A 15670-nucleotide genomic window follows, 5' to 3' on the forward strand; every position below is an offset into this window, starting at 1 on the left:
CCAGCCGACAAACACGAAGCGGTCGCGCTTGAGCCAGTCATCGAGGACGTCGAACCATCCCCGAGCCGAAGGCGCGCGCCCTACAGCAATCGTCATGGGAAGAAAAAGTGCGGAAATCCCGCCAAGCTGAGGGATACCGCAGGATCGTAACAACGAAACCCACCGCTGCGAGGAAGCCCGAAATGGGCTGACACCCTTGCCGCAGCCAGCGTTCTTAAGCAATTCTTCTGATTGCCCAGCGGCGGCTGCATGGTGCCGAACCCAGCAACCTTTTCGCTGGTCCCCTCTTCGCTTTTCCACAGCCTCGCGGCACGGAGGCGAGGATGGCAAGTCTTCCGCCACCACCCCCGCTCCCATGCCCCCGGCTTCTTCCTCCGCCGGCACTCCGCCGCGCCCCGACCCGGCCACCAGTCCAGCTCCCCGCGCCAGCGATCCCGCCGATGTGCTTGAGCAGTCGGTGCAGGGATCCCGGCGCCTCTCCAACCTGCTGGTGGCCTCGGCCGTGAGTGCTGGAGGCGCTGGCTTCCTGCTCACCAGCCTCTCGAGCCGGCTGGGGATCGATCTGCTGCCGATCGGGCACCCCGCCAGCCTTGCCTGGGTTCCACAGGGCTTGGTGATGGGGGCCTATGGCGTGGCAGCCCTGTTGCTCGCCCTCTATCTCTGGAGCGTGATCAGCATCGACGTGGGCGCCGGTGCCAACCGCTTCGATCGCAGCAGCGGCACGGCCACGATCAGCCGCCGCGGCTTCCGCAGCCTGATCAGCTTCGAGCTGCCCCTGCGCGAGATTCAGGCCGTCAAGGTGGACGTGCGCGACGGCCTTAACCCGCGCCGTCGTCTTGCCCTGCGTGTGCAGGGGCGCCGCGACCTGCCCCTCACCCGGGTGGGCGAACCGCTGCCTCTGGCCGAGCTGGAGCAGAGCGGCGCGGAACTCGCCCGCTTCCTCAAGGTGCCTCTCGAGGGCGTATGAACACGATGGCGTTCTCGCTCACCCGCACCCTTCTGGTGAGCCTGCTGCTGTTCACACCCTTCGGCCTCAGCGCTTGCGGCAGCGATCAGAGCCAGGCCGCTCTCGGTTGTGCCTCTGCCGCCAGCCCCTGCCTGAGCGGCAAGGCCGTGGTGTCGCTCCAGACCAGCCGCGGCGATGTGGTCGTGGAGCTCAATGGCGCCGATGCCCCGCTCACCGCCGGCAATTTCGTCGACCTGGTGCGCCGCGGTACCTACAACAACACTGTCTTTCACCGGGTGGTGAACCAGCCCACACCGTTCGTGGTGCAGGGCGGTGACCCCCAGAGCGCCACCCCCGGCGTGAGTCCCGAGCTGTTCGGCACCGGCAGCTTCGTGGACCCCAGCACCGGTCAGCCCCGCTTCATTCCGCTGGAACTGGGCATGAAGGGCAAGGCCACTCCCCGCTACGGCGAGCAGCTCACCGATCCGGCGGATGCAGCGCAGCTGCGGCTCGTGCACGAGCGCGGTGCCATCGCCATGGCCCGCTCCGAGGACCCCAACTCCGCCAGTGCGCAGTTCTACGTGGCTCTGCGGCCGCTTCCCGAGCTCGACGGCCGCTACGCCGTGTTCGGCCGCGTGGTGAAGGGCATGGACGTGGTGGACCGCATCCAGCAGGGAGACAAGCTGGTGAAGGCCAGCGTGATCGAGGGCGGCACCCTGGTGAAGGGTCAGCCCTGAGGCGCCTCAGGCCGGCACCCGTTTCTCTGAGGCGGTGGTCTTGAGGTAGGCGGTGTTCACACCGGAGGCCCGCTCTAGGGCCACTTTTCCGGTGCGCACGATTTCGAGGATTCCGTAGCTCTCGAGGATCTGCTCGAGAGCCACCAGCTTGCCCGGGTCGCCCACCACCTCAAGGATCAGGGCGTTGTCGGCCACGTCCACCACGTTGGCGCGGAACACCTGCACCAGATCCAGGATGGCGGCTCGGCTCTCGGCCGGCGCCGCCACCTTGAGCAGCATCAGTTCGCGCTCCACCGCAGGAATCGTGGAGAGGTCGATCACGTTGAGCACGTTGACCAGCTTGTTGAGGTGCTTGGTCATCTGCTCGAGCGTGCGATCGTCGCCCTCCACCACCATGGTGAGGCGCGAGACGCCCCGCTGCTCGGCCGGGCCCACCGCCAGGCTCTCGATGTTGAAGCCGCGGCGGGCGAACAATCCAGAAATCCGGCTGAGGGCACCGGATTGGTCCTCCACCAGCACCGAGAGGGTGTGCTTCATTCCCGGCGGGCACAGCAGGCGATCAGCTTCCCAAATTACGCGCTGGCCTCACGGCCCTCAGGGCCGGGTGCTCAGCGGGGATCCTCGGGCCGGGGTGGCAGACGGCGAAGCCAGGCCTGCAGCAGGCGATCGACCGTGGCGGGATCTTCGTCGTGTGGGCAATGGCCCACCCCCTCCAGCTTGTGCAGTTCGAGGTCGGGCCGGAGCTTCCGCATCTCGGCGGCCACCTCGATCGGCACCAACCGATCGGCTTCCCCCCACAGCACCAGCAGCGGCCGGCGCAGGCGCTGCAGCAGCACCGCTGCGGTGGCTCCACGGGGGCGCAGCGCCATACCGATGCTCATGCCGCGTAGGGCCCAGGCGGCGGTGGGGCGACGTGCCGGACGGGCGATGAGCTGGTGCAGGGCGCTGTCGCCGATCACCGGCGAGTTGTAGGCCGACTGGATGCCCAGATCCAGCAGCGGCGTGCGGGCGATCAGGGGCACCAGCAGCTCCAGCGGCAGCAGCCGGCAGAGCCACACCACCGCCCGGCGTTGCAGCCAGCGCAGCCATGGCGCCCGCCGCGCCGGCACGGGCATCAGCAAAGTGGGATCCGGCAGCGGTGCGGCCACCACCCCCCGCACCCAGGCGGGAAAGAACACCCCGCAGCTGAGTGCCACCAGCCCTCCCAGCGAGTGCCCGATCAGCACGGCCGGCTGTTGCACCACCTGTTCAAGAAACCTTTGGGCCTGACGGGCCCAGAGCCGGTTGTCGAGGCGCATCGCCGGCTGGGCCGAGGCGCCGAAGCCGATCAGATCGAGGCCATAGACGCACCAGCCTGCGGCTGCCAGTGGGCCGGCGGTGGCCCGCCAGTGGCCGCTGCCGGCGGCGAAGCCATGCAGCAGCAGCAGTGGTGGCCCGTCCGGATCGCCCAGCACGCGCCAGTGGCAGTCGAGCCCGCGCCATCGCCACACCGCCGCGCGGCCCCAGTCGGGTCCGGCCGTTGCGACAGGCTGGCCCAGGGATGTCACCAACGGAGCGGGTTCACGCAAGACACCTCTCACTATTGCGAAGCTTCAGCAGCGCTGTGCACGGGTCAGGGGTTCTTCCGGCCGGAATCCCGGCCCTCCCGTGATCTGGGGGTGCTGCTGGCGCGCCAGCTCAGCCTGGCGGGCCCCCTGCGGGTGCTCGACCTCATGACAGGCTGCGGCATCCGGGCGTTGCGCTACGGCCAGGAGAGCCCGGCCCAGCTGGTGTGGGCCAACGACGCCGATCCCGACCGTCAGCCGCTGCTGCACGCCAACCTTGCCCCCCTGGCGGATCGCCCGGGGCTGGAGTTGTGCTGCTCCGCCCTCACCGCCCAGCAGCTGCTAGCGGGTTGCCTGCAGCGGCAGGAGCGCTTCGAGCTCGTTGATCTTGACGCCTTCGGCTGTCCCACTCCCCTGTTGCCGCTGGCGCTGGAGGCGGTGGCTTTCGGCGGTGTGCTCTACGTGGCCAGCACTGATGGCCGCTCCCCCACCGGCCACGACCGTTCTGCCGCCGTGCGCACCCTGGGGGCTGCGGCGCGGGCCCACCCGGCCAGCTGGGAGCTGGCGCTGCGCCTGCAGCTGGGGGTGATCGCCCGCACGGCCTGGGCCATGGGGCGGGGCCTGCAGCCGGTGTTCAGCTTTAGTGAGGGCCGCACGTTCCGCACGGCGGTGCGGATCCTGCGCCGGCCCTTGGCGGGCGAGGAACGGCAGCTCGGCCTGCTGGCGCACTGCCACCACTGCGGTGAGCAGCAGGTGCAGAGCCTGCTGCGCCTGCGCCAGTGGCAGGTGTGCTGCGAGCCTGCGGCCGCGCTGGCGGTGAGTGGCCCGCTCTGGATCGGTCCGCTGCAGGATCCCGCCACGCTCACGGCGATCCGTGCTGCCACTGCGGCGGAGGATGCTTCGCTCTGCCGTGCTGCCGCCCGCCTGTTGGGCAGCCTCGCCGCCGACGCGGGCCTGCCCGCGCGCTGCTGGCCCCTGGCCGAGCTGGGCCGGCGCCTGGGGGGCGGTCCGCCGCGGTTGCAGGTACTGCTCGCAGACCTGAACAACCAGGGATGGGAGGCCTGCGCCAGTGGGGTGATGCCCGGCCAGTTCCGGACCGATGCCCCCTGGCCACTGGTGCTCGAACGGGCCGGGGCGCTAAATAGGTAGCCGTTTTCCCAATGGGCCATGGCCTCTGAAATCTTCGGCATCGCGGCGATCTTCTGGGTGCTCATCCCCGTGGGTCTGGCCGGCGGTGCCCTGCTGCTCAAGCTGCAGAAAGACTGAGCCGCCTGCGGCGCGTCGCCCCCTGCCTCAGCTTTAGGCTCAGCGCCCTATCCACCGGTGGTTCATGCAGGTTCTGGTCGTCGGCGCCACAGGAACTCTCGGCCGCCAGATCGCCCGGCACGCGCTGGAGCAGGGGCATCAGGTGCGTTGCATGGTGCGCTCCCCTCGCAAGGCCTCGTTCCTGCAGGAATGGGGCTGCGAGCTCACCCGTGGTGACCTGCTGGAACCCGACAGCCTCGCCTACGCCCTTGAGGGCCAGGAAGCGGTGATCGATGCGGCCACCGCCCGCCCCACCGACAGTGCCGGCATCTACACGATCGACTGGCAGGGAAAGCTCAATCTGGTGCGGGCCTGCGAAGCGGCCAACGTGAAGCGCTTCGTGTTCGTGTCGCTGCTGGAGGCGGCGCAGCACCGCAACGTGCCGCTGATGGATATCAAATACTGCACCGAGCAGTTGCTGGCGGCCTCCCAACTGGATTACACGATCCTGCGCTGCGTGGCCTTCATGCAGGGGGTGATCGGTCAGTTCGCCATCCCGGTGCTCGAAAGCCAGACGGTGTGGGTGAGCGGAACGCCCACGCCGATCGCCTACATGAACACCCAGGACGTAGCCCGATTTTCGGTGGCGGCCCTGAGCCATGACGAAACGATCCGCCAGTCCTTTCCTGTGGTGGGGCCGAAGGCCTGGAACACCGGGGAAGTCACCCAGCTGTGCGAGCGCTACAGCGGGCGATCGGCTCGCGTGTTCCGTGTGCGGCCCTTCCTGATCCGTCTGATGCAGGGTCTGGCGTCGTTCTTCGAGCCCGGGGTGCAGGTGGCTGAACGGCTGGCTTTCGCCGACGTGACAGGGGGAGGCCAGAGCCTGGAGGCACCGATGGAGGAGAGCTATGCCGCCTTCGGGCTGGACCCGGCCGCTACCACCCGCCTGGAGGACTACCTCAAGGAGTATTACGACACGATCCTGCGGCGTCTGCGCGAGATGGAGGCCGATCTCGACAAGAGCGCCAAGAAGAAGCTTCCCTTCTGAGCTTCAGGCGATTGGCCGCACCTGACTGTCTGGCCGCGTCTTTCTGACTTTCCTGTCTGTCCTGTCTGTACATGGCCCGTCCATGGCTGCGGTTGGAATTGTTCCCAGGCTTTGGCCACATCGCAGACCCGGAAGCCTGGCTGGGTGATACAGCTGGGGTAAGTTCATCTGTACTATGGCAGGAGAATTGGGGAGGCCGTTTGAAGGGCTGGAGGAGCCCCAGTGGTTGAAGCAGGAAGTCCAGTGGCTGAATCAGGCGGCCCAGTGGTTGTGTGAGTGGGCCAGTGGTGGAGTGAGGCGGCGCAGTGGCTGATGGGGCGGACATTGGCTGAGGGGGCTGGTCCGCTGACGCTGGCTCCAGTTCGCCCCCTTTCACTTCCTGCGTCTTTTCCCCCAGTCGCTTCCCTGCTGCCCATCCGCTGCAAGGCTGCTCCCTGTCCACTGGGCTCCTCCTCCCCAGGCCTCTCCCTCGTCACTTCTCAGTTCCTGCCGCGCCTCTCCGGCGCCCCTGCTGGGTCTCTCCCCCGCTTCCTGCCTCTTTCACCCCCCGGCCCTGTTCGCCCCATGTCGATTGCTCAGATCAAGAACCTGCAGCGGCGTCTCGCCAACCTGGAGCAGGAATCGGTGCAGGAGTTGAATCGTGCCTGCGGCCATGAGCTGTGGCAGAGCCTGGGATTTGATGCCCTCGACGCGCTGGAGGATCCCGATCGGCGCTCCAGAGCGAACTACTACTACGGCCAACTGCAAACGGTGCGGGAGCTGCAACAGGTGATCGGCTGAGCGGCATGGATGCCAAGCCTCCCTATCCGCCACCGCCGTTGCGCCCGGATTTCCCGCCACCGGCCCGTCCGCCTCGCCCTCGGACGGGACCGTCGCTCTGGGCGGAAGCAAGCAGGAGCAGCCGCTGCAAGCGTTCCTCCTCCGCCTGGCTCACCGGGCGCCACTGGCCGGCCGGCAGGTCGATCAGATCAAGCGGCGGCTGACCGTCCATCAGGTCGATGGCGGTGCGGATCAGCCGCAGGGTGGGCCATCCCACTGCCGCGGTCATGCGGCGCACCTGCCGATTGCGCCCCTCGCGCAGCTCCAGTTCCAGCCAGCTGGTGGGAATGGCGCGCCGCTCACGGATCGGTGGATCCCGTGGCGGCAGGCCGGGATCCGCCAGCAGCCGGGCCCGGGCGGGCAGGGTGCGCTGGCCCTGGATGGTCACCCCCGCTTGCAGGGCGGCCAGCCCGGCCGGGGTGGGCTCCCCTTCCACCTGTACCCAGTAGCGGCGCCAGTGTCCCCAGCGGGGATCGGTGAGCCGTTGCTGCAGGCGGCCCACGCTCGTGAGCAGCAGCAGTCCCTCACTGTCGGCATCCAGCCGTCCGGCGGCGTAGACCTCCCGCACCGGGATGAACTCTGCCAGGTGCACCCATGGGCTGCCCGGTTCTGCCGTGAACTGGCTGAGCACGCCGTAGGGCTTGTGGAACAGCAGGGTGGGCACGGTCGTTGCTCGTTAGCTGTTGGTGGCGGTGGTTGGAGTGGAATGGTGTGCGTCGCCCTCTGGCCTCAGGCACCAGCATGGAGCCCACCGCACGAAGGCCACAGCAGATCGGCCACAGCAGAACGGCCACAGCATGGAGTCCATCGCCATGGACCTCCGCAGGAAGGCCATGGCTTGCAGATCAAAGCTGGTAGGGGACAGTTTGGAGCCCTCTGCTTGATGACAACTGCTTGATGGCCACTGCAGGAAGGCGACAGCTTGATGGAGACAGCTTCCAGTCTTCAGCTCCAAGGCTTGCGGGCAGCAGACGGAAGCTCAAAGCCGGTAGGCAGTGCCTCACAGGCTCCTGAGCTGGCTTGAACCAGCTGGCTGATGCCGCCAGGCAAGCCATGGCACTGGCCCCCATCTGGCGCAACCTGCCGGAGTTCATTTCTGGTTTCGGAACTCAATCAGATCGGGCCCGCGAGCCAAACCCTGACCGGGCCCCGGCGGCTGTGATCCACCCAGAGGAGCCCAGTCCCATGTGGCTCCACCCCGTTCAGCCAGCCTTCCGATGCGGAACCAGCCCAGTCATTGGCCTGAGGCAGATCCAGGCAGCAAGCTGGATTGCGCAGGCAGGCTCATCGCCACTCAGCTGGCGCTGCGGCGTGCGCGCCAAAGGTTCACTGCGCCGATGGAAATCAGCAGCAAGCCCAGATCGAGGGACAGGGAAGGAACGATCAAGGCTTGGCCCCGGAGCGATCGCAGACCCTAGGGGTTGGGGGGCGACAGCGTTGTGGTAGCAGGTCGGCGGGGTTTCGGCCTGCGTGCCACTGAGGTTTGGGTCTGATGCTGCTGGGGGTAGGGCCTGTTGCCGGTGTGGCTTGCTCGGGGCGTCACTGGGCCAGTGGTCCGCTGGCTCGGGGGCACTGCTCAGCTGGCGCAGGGCGGGCACTCTGCTGGCTCAGGCGTGATGCTCAGCTTGTGGTTCAGGAGTTGCGCTGCTTACCGGTGTGGAGAGGGGCCGGCCTGGAGGGGGGGAGAGGCGCCAATTTAAGCTGTGCCTTCTCCTACAGATTGAGCACCCGCTCCGCATGATCGAAACCTCGGGCGTGATCGAGAAGGAACAGGGCAATGGTTTCTACCTGGTGACCCTCGATCAGCCCGCTGGCCACCAGTGCCTGTGCCGTGCTGCAGGCAAGCTCACCAAGTTCCGCATCAAGCTGCTGGCCGGTGACAAGGTGCTGGTCGAGATCAGCCCTTATGACCTCACCCGTGGCCGCATCACCTACCGGGAACGCAACGCCGGTGCCACGGGCCCGCGCCCGGGTGGCAACCGTCCGGGCGGCCCGCGCCGCCGCTGAAACCCCTGCGCTGACACGCCACCCTGCGTGCCCACCGCTTCAGGCGCGCTGACGGGTGTGCAGGAAGCCGGGCAGCTGGGGCCCGCGCAGCCGGATCACCTCGCCGGCTTCATCGCGCAGGGCCTCCAGTGGCAACCCAGGCGCGCGTCCACCCGCCGCGGCCCCGGGCTCCTCCGGCATGGGCTTCGGCTGGATCAGATAGGGCTCTGCCACCGACCAGGTGCGCGCATAGCTGACCAGCAAAGGGTCGGCGGGCGCATACACATAGGAGGGGTGCCTTGGGATCGTTTCCTGTTCCGCCCGCTGGCCATCGACGCGGACGGCCCGCGTAATCGCCTGCACGAAGCGGCTGCGGGTGACCACGGTGGTCAGGTAGGCCACCACCCGCACGCGGGGGGCATCGAAACCTTCGGCGCACATGTCGATGCTCACCAGCCAGTCGGCGCCACCGGCGCGAAAGTCCGCCAGCCGCTGGGCCGCCTCCGGATCCTGCGAATGCACCAGCAGCACCTGGTCGCCCTGTTCCTCCAGCAGTCCGGAGAGGCCGCGGGCATGGGCGATGTCGCGGGCGATCACCAGGCCGCCGGCCTCGGGATGGTCGGTGTTGCGAAGTGTTTCGAGCTTGCGCCTCGCCTGAAGCAGCACCCGCAGGGCAATGCTGCTGGGATCCCCCAGGCGGATCGCCCGACGCAGGTTGCGGGCGCGCCAGCTCTCCCGGTGCTCGGCGGAAAGGGGCGAACGCTCCAGTTCAATTGCCGCCAGCGCCCCATCGGCGCTGGCCTGGCCGTGGTCGACCCAACCGTCCTGGAAGCGGAACTCCAGCGGCCGCACGTCCCCCTGATCAATCAACTGGCGCGGTTCCACGCTCAGGTCGGGGGCGATCTCCTCGACGATCACGCCCTCCTGCCGCCGGGCGATGCGGCGGGAGGCGCTGAAACCGAGGTTGTCGGCGCGGAACGGAGTGCCGCTCAGCCCCAGGCGCATCACGCAGTTCCGGCTGAGGCGGCCGAAGGCATGGCTCCAGGCGGTGGCTTCCGGATCGTCGGGATCGAGGCCGAGGTGGTGCACCTCATCGGCGATCGCCAGCACCTTGCCGGCCTGAAGGCCCGCCAGCTCGCGCTCCAATTGCAGCCGGTGCCGGGCCGCGCTCTGGTAGCTGATCAGCAGCCCCTGGCCGGGGACCATCCCACTCCAGCCGCTACTGCCACTGCCTTCGCCTGCAGCGCTCGCTTCGAGATCGAGCTCCCCCAGCTCCAGGCCCAGGCGTGCGGCGGAGGAGCGCCATTGGCTGGCGATCGACTGGCGATGGCAGAACACCAGGAAATGGCTCAGCCGCCCTTCCGCCAGCAGGCGCTGGAACCCCAGCAGCGCCCCCAGGGTCTTGCCGGCTCCGGGCCCGGCATGCACCAGCACGTCTTCGCCCTCCGGCCCGGCGCGCACCAGCCGCCGCCGCATCAGGTCGATCAGCTGGCGTTGCCACTGGCGCGGCCTGAGCCCGCCGCCGGTGGCCGGGCCGGACGCCGCTTCCGACGCTGCTCCTGACGCCGCTCCGGATGCGGCTGTGGCGGTGCCTGGGGCACGCCTGCCAAGATCGAAGGAGGGTGCGGCCACGGTTCCCTGCGGTGGCGCCATTGTGCCGCCCCTCGCTGTGGCTGCCTGAGCGGAAAGAATGGGGGTTTGTTCCCAGGGTTTTTCCCGCTTCCGCCCCTACGTTCAGGCCATCCCCCCAGGACCTGCAGCCCCCGCTGTTCTCCGCGCCGATGAGGCACCGATGAGAGAGTTCCCCGAGTCCGGTCTGCCGGAACCCCTCCTCCGTGAGCACCTTGAGGGTTGTTTCCAGCAGGAGTGCGACATCGACCCCGTGATCCTGCGGGTCCGTCTGCTGCGCCATCTCGGCTCGGTGGTGCAGGCCCGCTGCCTGGAACAGGAATTGCTGCCGTTGTTCTGATGCCCTTCCCTTCCACTCCGACACTGCTGGCCGTCACTGGTGCCTCCGGCAAGACCGGCTGGCGGGTCGTACAGGAAGCGCGCCGCCGTGGTTATTCGGTGCGGGCGATCCTGCGGCCGGGCTCGAACGTCCCTGAAGGACTGGAAGGGGCGGAGCTGATCCGGCTGGAACTGTCCGACCAGAGCGCCCTGCAGCAGGCGCTCGCCGGCGTGGAGGCGCTGGTGATCGCCACCGGCGCGCGCCCGTCGATCGACCTGACCGGTCCGCTGCAGGTGGATGCGCTGGCGATCCGCAGCCAGATCGCCGCCTGCCGTGCCGCCGGGGTCAAGCGCGTGGTGCTGGTGAGCTCGCTCTGCAGCGGCCGGCTGTTTCACCCGCTCAACCTGTTCGGCCTGATCCTGATCTGGAAGCGCGTCGGCGAGCGTTGGCTGGAGAGCAGCGGCCTGGATTGGACCGTGATCCGCCCCGGTGGGCTGCGCGAAAGCGAGGAGGGTCTCGAGCGCGAAGGGCTGCGCTTCAGCGGTCCGGACCAGCAGGAGAGCAACAGCATTCCCCGCCGCCTGGTGGCGCGCGTCTGCCTCGATGCCGTCGAAGCGCCCGCCTCCATCGGTCGCCTCATCGAAATCACCAGCAGCCAGGACCTGCTGCCCAGCTCCCTGGCCCAGTGGCTGGAGGGGGCGGCCGGCGCCAGCCCCGCGCGCGCCTGATCGCTCCGTTGACGTTGACTGCTGCGGCTTTGCTGGATCACCTGGGCGTGCCGCCCTTCCAGCCCCGGGCGCCCTGGTGGGGCGCCGATCTCCAGACCCTGCGCGACACGCTGCGTCCAGAGCGCTTACCGGCGGAGTCGGCCCAGGCGGTGCCGCTGGCGCTGCCCGGAGGCGAAGCCCTGCTCGGCTGCCTCGATGCCCCCGCTGCTGGCCCCGACGGCTCCGCCGCCAGCCCCCACGCCCTCGTGCTGCTGCTGCATGGGCTGGGCGGCTCCAGCCGCAGCATCGGCCTGCTGCGGCTGGCGCATGTCCTGCGGCAGGCGGGGTTTGCCGTGCTGCGGCTGAACCTGCGCGGCGCGGGAGCGGGCCGGAGCCTGGCGCGGGGCACCTACGCCGCCCACTGCAACCGCGATCTGATCCCGGCGCTGCGGCAGGCCCGCAGCCTCGCCGCCGGCCGCCCTCTGCTGGGGGTGGGGCTGTCGCTCGGCGGCACCGTGCTGCTCAATGGCCTGCTCGACGCCTCCGCCCCGGGATTGCTGGACGGCCTGGTGGTCGTGAGTTCCCCGATCGATCTGGCCAGCAGTTCGGCCGCCATCGGCCGGCCCCGCAACCGCCTGTACGAGCGCTGGCTGCTGCAGCGCCTGCGCCAGCAGACCCTGGCCGATCCCGGTGGCCTGCAGGACGGGCAGCGCAGCCAGCTGCAGGCGGTGGAGTCGATCCGCGCCTTCGACGCCCTGATCACCGCGCCGCGCTGGGGATTCGAGTCTGTGGAGGCCTACTACGCGGGCGCCAGTCCGCTCTGGCTGCTGCAGGGCTGCCTGGCGGGAGAACCTCCAGCGCGGCCTTTGCCCCCTCTGCTGCTGGTGCATGCCCTCGACGATCCATGGGTGCCCGCTGCCCCCGCGGTGGCGTTGCAGGAGCGGCTCACGCCGGCCTCACCGCTGCAGATCGTGCTCAGTCAGGCGGGCGGCCACAACGGCTTCCACGGCTCGGGGGGCAGCTGGTCGGATCTGCTGGTGACGCGCTGGCTGCTGGATCAGGTGCAGGGGAGCCCCTGAACGCCGGTGGCGGTGGGGGCGAACGGCGTGCGGCGAATCACCCAGTCGTCGATGGGACGGCCGGCAATCAGGTGGTCGTCCACGATCCGCTCGATCCGCTCCGGCGTCACACCGCCGTACCAGAGGCCTTCCGGCCAGATCAGCAGGATCGGCCCGCCTTCGCACACGCGCAGGCAGTCGGCCTTGGAGCGCAGCACCACCCCCTGGGGGCGCCCCGGGTCCTCCAGGCCGCGCTCGCGCAGCAGGCGCTTGAGCAGGGCCCAACTGGCGGCTCCCACCGCCGGATCACCGCACAGGGCCTTGGTGGGGGTGGCGCAGAGCAGCAGGTGGCGCTCGACGCCGGCTGACGCCGGCAGGATGCCGCTGCTCATGCGGTCAGCAGGGTGCGGCCGGTGGCCGCGGCGGCCTCCCGCACGGCCTGGCGCGCCCAGGCATCAACGGCCAGCACGTCAGCGAGCGAGGGGGCGGCGCTGAGGTCGGCCCGGTGGCGGTCGCAGACCTGTTCGATCAGTTTCGGAATGTCGAGGAAGTGCACCCGTTCCTCCAGGAACAGGGCCACCGCCTGCTCGTTGGCGGCATTCATCACCGCCGGCATCGTGCCGCCGGCGCGGCCGGCCGCGTAGGCCAGGGCCATGCACGGATACTTGGCGCCGTCGGGGGCGCGGAAGCTGAGCGTGCCCACCTCGGTGAGATCGAGGCGGCGCCAGGGGGTTTCCAGCCGCTCCGGCCAGCTGAGGCAGTAGAGAATCGGCAGCTTCATGTCGGGCCAGCCCAGCTGCGCCAGCACCGACGAATCCACCAGCTCCACCATCGAGTGGATGATGCTCTGGGGATGGATCACGATCTCGATGTGGTCGAAATCGAGGCCGAAGAGGTAGTGGGCTTCGATCACCTCCAGCCCCTTGTTCATCAAGGTGGCGGAATCCACCGTGATCTTCCGCCCCATGCTCCAGTTGGGGTGGCTGGTGGCATCGGCCACGGTGGCCTTGGCCAGATCGGCGGCCGGCCAGTCGCGGAAGGCACCGCCCGAGGCGGTGAGCTGGAGGCGGCGTAGCCCCGGGGTGGGAACGCCGGTGGAGAGGCGGGCGGTGTCGGCCCAGGGGGTGCCCTGCAGGCACTGGAAGATGGCGGAATGCTCCGAATCGGCCGGCAGCAGGCGACTGCCGCTGCGCTTCAGCGCCGGCAGCACGACCGGCCCTGCGGCGATCAGGGTTTCCTTGTTGGCAAGGGCCAGATCCTTGCCCGCCTCCACCGCCGCCAGGGTCGGCAGCAGCCCGGCGCAGCCCACGATGCCGGTCACCACCAGATCGGCGCTGGCCCAGGAGGCAACGGCGCAGAGCCCTTCGTTGCCGCCCAGCAGCTCAGGGCGCCGCAGCGGTTGCTGCTCCTTCGGCAGGGCATCGAGCCGTGCGCTCAGCTCAGCCAGCAGCTCCCCCTCGGCCAACGCCACCACTTCGGGGCTGTGGCGCACGATCTGCTCCACCAGCAAGGGCAGGTTGCGTCCGGCGGTGAGCCCCACCACCTTGAAGCGATCGGGGAATTCCTCGGCCAGCTCCAGGGTCTGGGTGCCGATCGAGCCGGTGGAGCCCAGCACGCTGATCGCTTTCATCAGAACGGCCCGACGCTGCAGGGCGCCAGTCTCCCATTGCCGGCTGCAGGGCAGACGGCCTGGGTCTGCAGCGCGTCACACTGAACGCACTTGCCGCGGTGTTCCGTGCTCTGGCTCAAGCGCTGGAACTTCATCGAGCGGGCCCGCCTGGAGCGGGAGCTCTGGGACGCCTTCGAGCGCCAGGAGGACATCGAGGCGCTGGTGGCCGCCTGCCCGGCCGACGACCCCTTCCGTCAGGAGGTGTGGCAGACCACCCTGGGGCGGATCCGCAAGATCGAGAAGCTGATGGTGGGCAAAGGGCCCACACCGCCAGCTGATTCCTGAGCCGCTCCAGCTGACCATGGAGCCGGGCCAGCCGATCCCAAGCGGGCCCATTTCAAGCCTGCCGATTCCGATGCCGTAGGCGTTCGGGGCCGCTTACTTCCGGATCCACTCGGTGAGGCCGGTGGGGCGGTCGATCAGCTCGATGCCGGCACGGCGCAACTGGTCGCGCAGGCCGTCGGCGGTGGCGTAATCCTTACTGGCCTTGGCCAGCCGGCGGGCCTCGATCACCGCCTGGATTTCGGTTTCGCTGGGTCCGTCCGCGCCGGGTGCTGTCGCCCCTGCGGCGGGCCGCTCCGCCACCAGGCCCAGGACGGTGCTGAGCTCCTGCAGCAGCAGCCAACGCTCTCGCAGGTCGTCCGGGGCGGCGGCGGCATCCCCTCGCTCCAGCCGATTGGCGAGCGAGCGCAGGGGCCGCGCCAGCTCGAACAGCACCGCCAGGGCGGCGGACGTGTTCAGGTCGTCGTCCATCGCGTCGATGAAGCGCTGGCGGGCCTCTCCCAGCGGAGCGGCAGGGTCGGCGTCGGCTTGGGGGGCCATCCCCGTGGCAGCGGTTGCCGGGGCGGCGGCAGCCCAGCCGAGCGAGGCGGCGTGCTGATCCCCCACCAGCAGGGCCGCATTGAGCCCCTTCCAGCCGGTGGCCGCCGCTTCCAGCGCGGCGGCGGTGAAGTCGAGCGGCTTGCGGTAGTGGGCCTGCAGCACGAACAGGCGCAGGGTCATCGGCGTGGTGCCGCCGTCCAGCAGGGCCCGGATCGTGGTGAAGTTGCCGAGCGACTTGCTCATCTTCTCGCCGCCCACGTTCACCATGCCGTTGTGCAGCCAGAAGCGCGCCAGCGCCTGGCCGGTGGCCACTTCCGACTGGGCAATTTCGTTTTCGTGGTGGGGAAAGATCAGATCGGCTCCGCCCAGATGGATGTCGATCGTGTCGCCCAGCTCCTGGCGCACCATCGCGGAGCATTCGATGTGCCAGCCGGGCCGCCCCGGCCCCCAGGGGGAAGGGAAGCTGGGCTCCTCCGGCTTGGCTCCTTTCCAGAGGGCGAAGTCGAAGGGGTGCTGCTTGCGGGCCTCTTCCGCTTCGCCCATGCGGCCGCTGGCCCCCTCCTGCTGCTCGTCGAGGCTGCGGCCACTGAGCTTGCCGTAGTCGGCCTTCTTCAGCACCGAGAAATACACGTCGCCATCGGCGGAATAGGCCGCGCCGCTGGCCTCCAGCTCCGCGATCATCCGGCGGATGCCGTCAAGGCAGCGGGTGGCCCGGGGCAGACGGTCGGGCGGCAGGATCCCCAGGGCAGCCATGTCCACCTGAAACTCGCGGATGTTGCGCTCGCTCACCGCCTCCATCGAGCTGCCTTCGGCGGCGGCGCGGGCCAGGATCTTGTCGTCAATGTCGGTCACGTTCTGCACGAAGGTGACCGCATAACCCCGCCACTGCAGATAGCGGCGCAGCACATCCCAGGCGATATAGCTGCGGGCGTGCCCCAGGTGGCAGAGGTCGTAGACCGTGACTCCGCAGCAGTAGATCGACACCTGACCCGGCACCAGGGGCTCGAAGGCCTCAAGGCGGCGGGTGAGGGTGTTGGTGAGCCGCAGGGTCAAGAGGCATGCCGGCCCGGGGCCGGAGGAGAAAGGCAGAGGGTGGCCAGGGGCCGTGTGCGCGAACCTAGGCCGCCGACTGTGTGGAGCT

General features: G+C 69.2%; 18 protein-coding genes. 11 read left to right on the forward strand and 7 right to left on the reverse strand.

Going from position 1 to position 15670, the window contains the following annotated elements; translation table 11 throughout:
* The first annotated feature begins 355 nt into the window (after window positions 1–355).
* Both CJZ80_RS10915 and CJZ80_RS10920 read left to right on the forward strand, forming a co-directional pair.
* Window positions 356–967, forward strand: coding sequence for a photosystem I assembly protein Ycf4 (locus tag CJZ80_RS10915; RefSeq protein ID WP_094513064.1), 612 nt, complete (start codon window positions 356–358; stop codon window positions 965–967).
* A 5-nt stretch (window positions 968–972) separates the two neighbouring features.
* Window positions 973–1683 (forward strand): peptidylprolyl isomerase, encoded by a 711-nt coding sequence (locus CJZ80_RS10920; RefSeq protein ID WP_094513408.1) that lies wholly within the window; start codon window positions 973–975, stop codon window positions 1681–1683.
* A 6-nt stretch (window positions 1684–1689) separates the two neighbouring features.
* Here the strand turns inward: CJZ80_RS10920 and ilvN are convergent, their stop codons facing one another.
* Together ilvN and CJZ80_RS10930 are read right to left on the reverse strand one after the other, a co-directional pair.
* Window positions 1690–2220: an acetolactate synthase small subunit gene (ilvN, locus tag CJZ80_RS10925; RefSeq protein ID WP_094513065.1), complete on the reverse strand. Its 531-nt coding sequence runs from the start codon at window positions 2218–2220 to the stop codon at window positions 1690–1692.
* A gap of 71 nt (window positions 2221–2291) precedes the next feature.
* On the reverse strand, window positions 2292–3230 hold the full coding sequence (locus CJZ80_RS10930) for an alpha/beta fold hydrolase (protein WP_369803055.1): 939 nt from the start codon (window positions 3228–3230) through the stop codon (window positions 2292–2294).
* Between the two features lie 111 nt (window positions 3231–3341).
* Here CJZ80_RS10930 and CJZ80_RS10935 point away from each other — a divergent pair, with 111 nt between their 5' ends.
* The 4 genes from CJZ80_RS10935 (at window position 3342) to CJZ80_RS10950 (ending at window position 6300) form a co-directional block, all read left to right on the forward strand.
* Window positions 3342–4376 (forward strand): N2,N2-dimethylguanosine tRNA methyltransferase, encoded by a 1035-nt coding sequence (locus CJZ80_RS10935; protein ID WP_233133029.1) that lies wholly within the window; start codon window positions 3342–3344, stop codon window positions 4374–4376.
* A gap of 18 nt (window positions 4377–4394) precedes the next feature.
* On the forward strand, window positions 4395–4493 hold the full coding sequence (gene petM / locus CJZ80_RS10940) for a cytochrome b6-f complex subunit PetM (protein ID WP_094513066.1): 99 nt from the start codon (window positions 4395–4397) through the stop codon (window positions 4491–4493).
* A 64-nt stretch (window positions 4494–4557) separates the two neighbouring features.
* On the forward strand, window positions 4558–5520 hold the full coding sequence (locus CJZ80_RS10945) for an NAD(P)H-binding protein (RefSeq protein ID WP_094513067.1): 963 nt from the start codon (window positions 4558–4560) through the stop codon (window positions 5518–5520).
* Between the two features lie 564 nt (window positions 5521–6084).
* Window positions 6085–6300: a hypothetical protein gene (locus CJZ80_RS10950; protein WP_094513068.1), complete on the forward strand. Its 216-nt coding sequence runs from the start codon at window positions 6085–6087 to the stop codon at window positions 6298–6300.
* Window positions 6301–6322: 22 nt separating this feature from the next.
* On the opposite strand, the gene CJZ80_RS10955 is transcribed toward CJZ80_RS10950, so the two are convergent.
* A complete protein-coding gene (locus tag CJZ80_RS10955; RefSeq protein ID WP_233133030.1) occupies window positions 6323–7003 on the reverse strand; it encodes a pseudouridine synthase in 681 nt (226 codons plus the stop codon).
* 1073 nt (window positions 7004–8076) lie between these two features.
* On the opposite strand from CJZ80_RS10955, the gene infA reads away from it, so the two are divergent.
* Window positions 8077–8346: a translation initiation factor IF-1 gene (gene infA, locus CJZ80_RS10960; protein WP_094513069.1), complete on the forward strand. Its 270-nt coding sequence runs from the start codon at window positions 8077–8079 to the stop codon at window positions 8344–8346.
* Between the two features lie 39 nt (window positions 8347–8385).
* Here infA and CJZ80_RS10965 read toward each other — a convergent pair whose 3' ends face one another.
* Window positions 8386–9957 (reverse strand): DEAD/DEAH box helicase, encoded by a 1572-nt coding sequence (locus CJZ80_RS10965; RefSeq protein WP_233133031.1) that lies wholly within the window; start codon window positions 9955–9957, stop codon window positions 8386–8388.
* Between the two features lie 160 nt (window positions 9958–10117).
* Here CJZ80_RS10965 and CJZ80_RS15470 point away from each other — a divergent pair, with 160 nt between their 5' ends.
* Genes CJZ80_RS15470 through CJZ80_RS10975 form a run of 3 tightly spaced genes read left to right on the forward strand, consistent with a single transcriptional unit; the run spans window position 10118 to window position 12059 of the window.
* Window positions 10118–10294, forward strand: coding sequence for a hypothetical protein (locus CJZ80_RS15470; protein WP_198948295.1), 177 nt, complete (start codon window positions 10118–10120; stop codon window positions 10292–10294).
* Window positions 10294–11001, forward strand: coding sequence for an SDR family oxidoreductase (locus tag CJZ80_RS10970; RefSeq protein ID WP_094513071.1), 708 nt, complete (start codon window positions 10294–10296; stop codon window positions 10999–11001). Before CJZ80_RS15470 ends, CJZ80_RS10970 begins: the two co-directional genes overlap by 1 nt.
* 14 nt (window positions 11002–11015) lie before the next feature.
* The gene (locus CJZ80_RS10975; RefSeq protein ID WP_094513419.1) at window positions 11016–12059 is read left to right on the forward strand and encodes an alpha/beta fold hydrolase; all 1044 of its coding nucleotides are present in this window, start codon (window positions 11016–11018) and stop codon (window positions 12057–12059) included.
* Here the strand turns inward: CJZ80_RS10975 and CJZ80_RS10980 are convergent.
* Together CJZ80_RS10980 and CJZ80_RS10985 are read right to left on the reverse strand one after the other, a co-directional pair.
* Complete coding sequence (locus CJZ80_RS10980; RefSeq protein WP_094513072.1) at window positions 12038–12430, reverse strand: ferredoxin; 393 nt, start codon at window positions 12428–12430, stop codon at window positions 12038–12040. The two genes, CJZ80_RS10975 and CJZ80_RS10980, sit on opposite strands and share 22 nt — an antisense overlap.
* Entirely contained in the window at window positions 12427–13668 is a 1242-nt protein-coding gene (locus tag CJZ80_RS10985; RefSeq protein ID WP_094513073.1) for a 1-deoxy-D-xylulose-5-phosphate reductoisomerase, read from the reverse strand. Before CJZ80_RS10985 ends, CJZ80_RS10980 begins: the two co-directional genes overlap by 4 nt.
* 105 nt (window positions 13669–13773) lie before the next feature.
* On the opposite strand from CJZ80_RS10985, the gene CJZ80_RS10990 reads away from it, so the two are divergent.
* Window positions 13774–13992: a hypothetical protein gene (locus tag CJZ80_RS10990; protein WP_094513074.1), complete on the forward strand. Its 219-nt coding sequence runs from the start codon at window positions 13774–13776 to the stop codon at window positions 13990–13992.
* A gap of 93 nt (window positions 13993–14085) precedes the next feature.
* On the opposite strand, the gene cysS is transcribed toward CJZ80_RS10990, so the two are convergent.
* Window positions 14086–15582 carry a cysteine--tRNA ligase gene (gene cysS, locus CJZ80_RS10995; protein ID WP_094513075.1) on the reverse strand — a complete coding sequence of 499 codons (1497 nt, stop codon included), beginning with the start codon at window positions 15580–15582 and terminating at the stop codon, window positions 14086–14088.
* Window positions 15583–15670 lie beyond the last annotated feature (88 nt).

Source organism: Synechococcus sp. MW101C3 (assembly GCF_002252635.1).
Lineage (GTDB): Bacteria > Cyanobacteriota > Cyanobacteriia > PCC-6307 > Cyanobiaceae > MW101C3.

Coding starts and splice junctions, on each gene's coding strand:
- ilvN (WP_094513065.1), bottom strand. CDS start 2,220: ATGAAGCACACCCTCTCGGTGCTGGTGGAGGACCAATCCGGTGCCCTC.
- CJZ80_RS10950 (WP_094513068.1), top strand. CDS start 6,085: ATGTCGATTGCTCAGATCAAGAACCTGCAGCGGCGTCTCGCCAACCTG.
- infA (WP_094513069.1), top strand. CDS start 8,077: ATGATCGAAACCTCGGGCGTGATCGAGAAGGAACAGGGCAATGGTTTC.
- CJZ80_RS15470 (WP_198948295.1), top strand. CDS start 10,118: ATGAGAGAGTTCCCCGAGTCCGGTCTGCCGGAACCCCTCCTCCGTGAG.
- CJZ80_RS10945 (WP_094513067.1), top strand. CDS start 4,558: ATGCAGGTTCTGGTCGTCGGCGCCACAGGAACTCTCGGCCGCCAGATC.
- CJZ80_RS10980 (WP_094513072.1), bottom strand. CDS start 12,430: ATGAGCAGCGGCATCCTGCCGGCGTCAGCCGGCGTCGAGCGCCACCTG.
- CJZ80_RS10985 (WP_094513073.1), bottom strand. CDS start 13,668: ATGAAAGCGATCAGCGTGCTGGGCTCCACCGGCTCGATCGGCACCCAG.
- petM (WP_094513066.1), top strand. CDS start 4,395: ATGGCCTCTGAAATCTTCGGCATCGCGGCGATCTTCTGGGTGCTCATC.
- CJZ80_RS10920 (WP_094513408.1), top strand. CDS start 973: ATGGCGTTCTCGCTCACCCGCACCCTTCTGGTGAGCCTGCTGCTGTTC.
- CJZ80_RS10970 (WP_094513071.1), top strand. CDS start 10,294: ATGCCCTTCCCTTCCACTCCGACACTGCTGGCCGTCACTGGTGCCTCC.
- CJZ80_RS10915 (WP_094513064.1), top strand. CDS start 356: ATGCCCCCGGCTTCTTCCTCCGCCGGCACTCCGCCGCGCCCCGACCCG.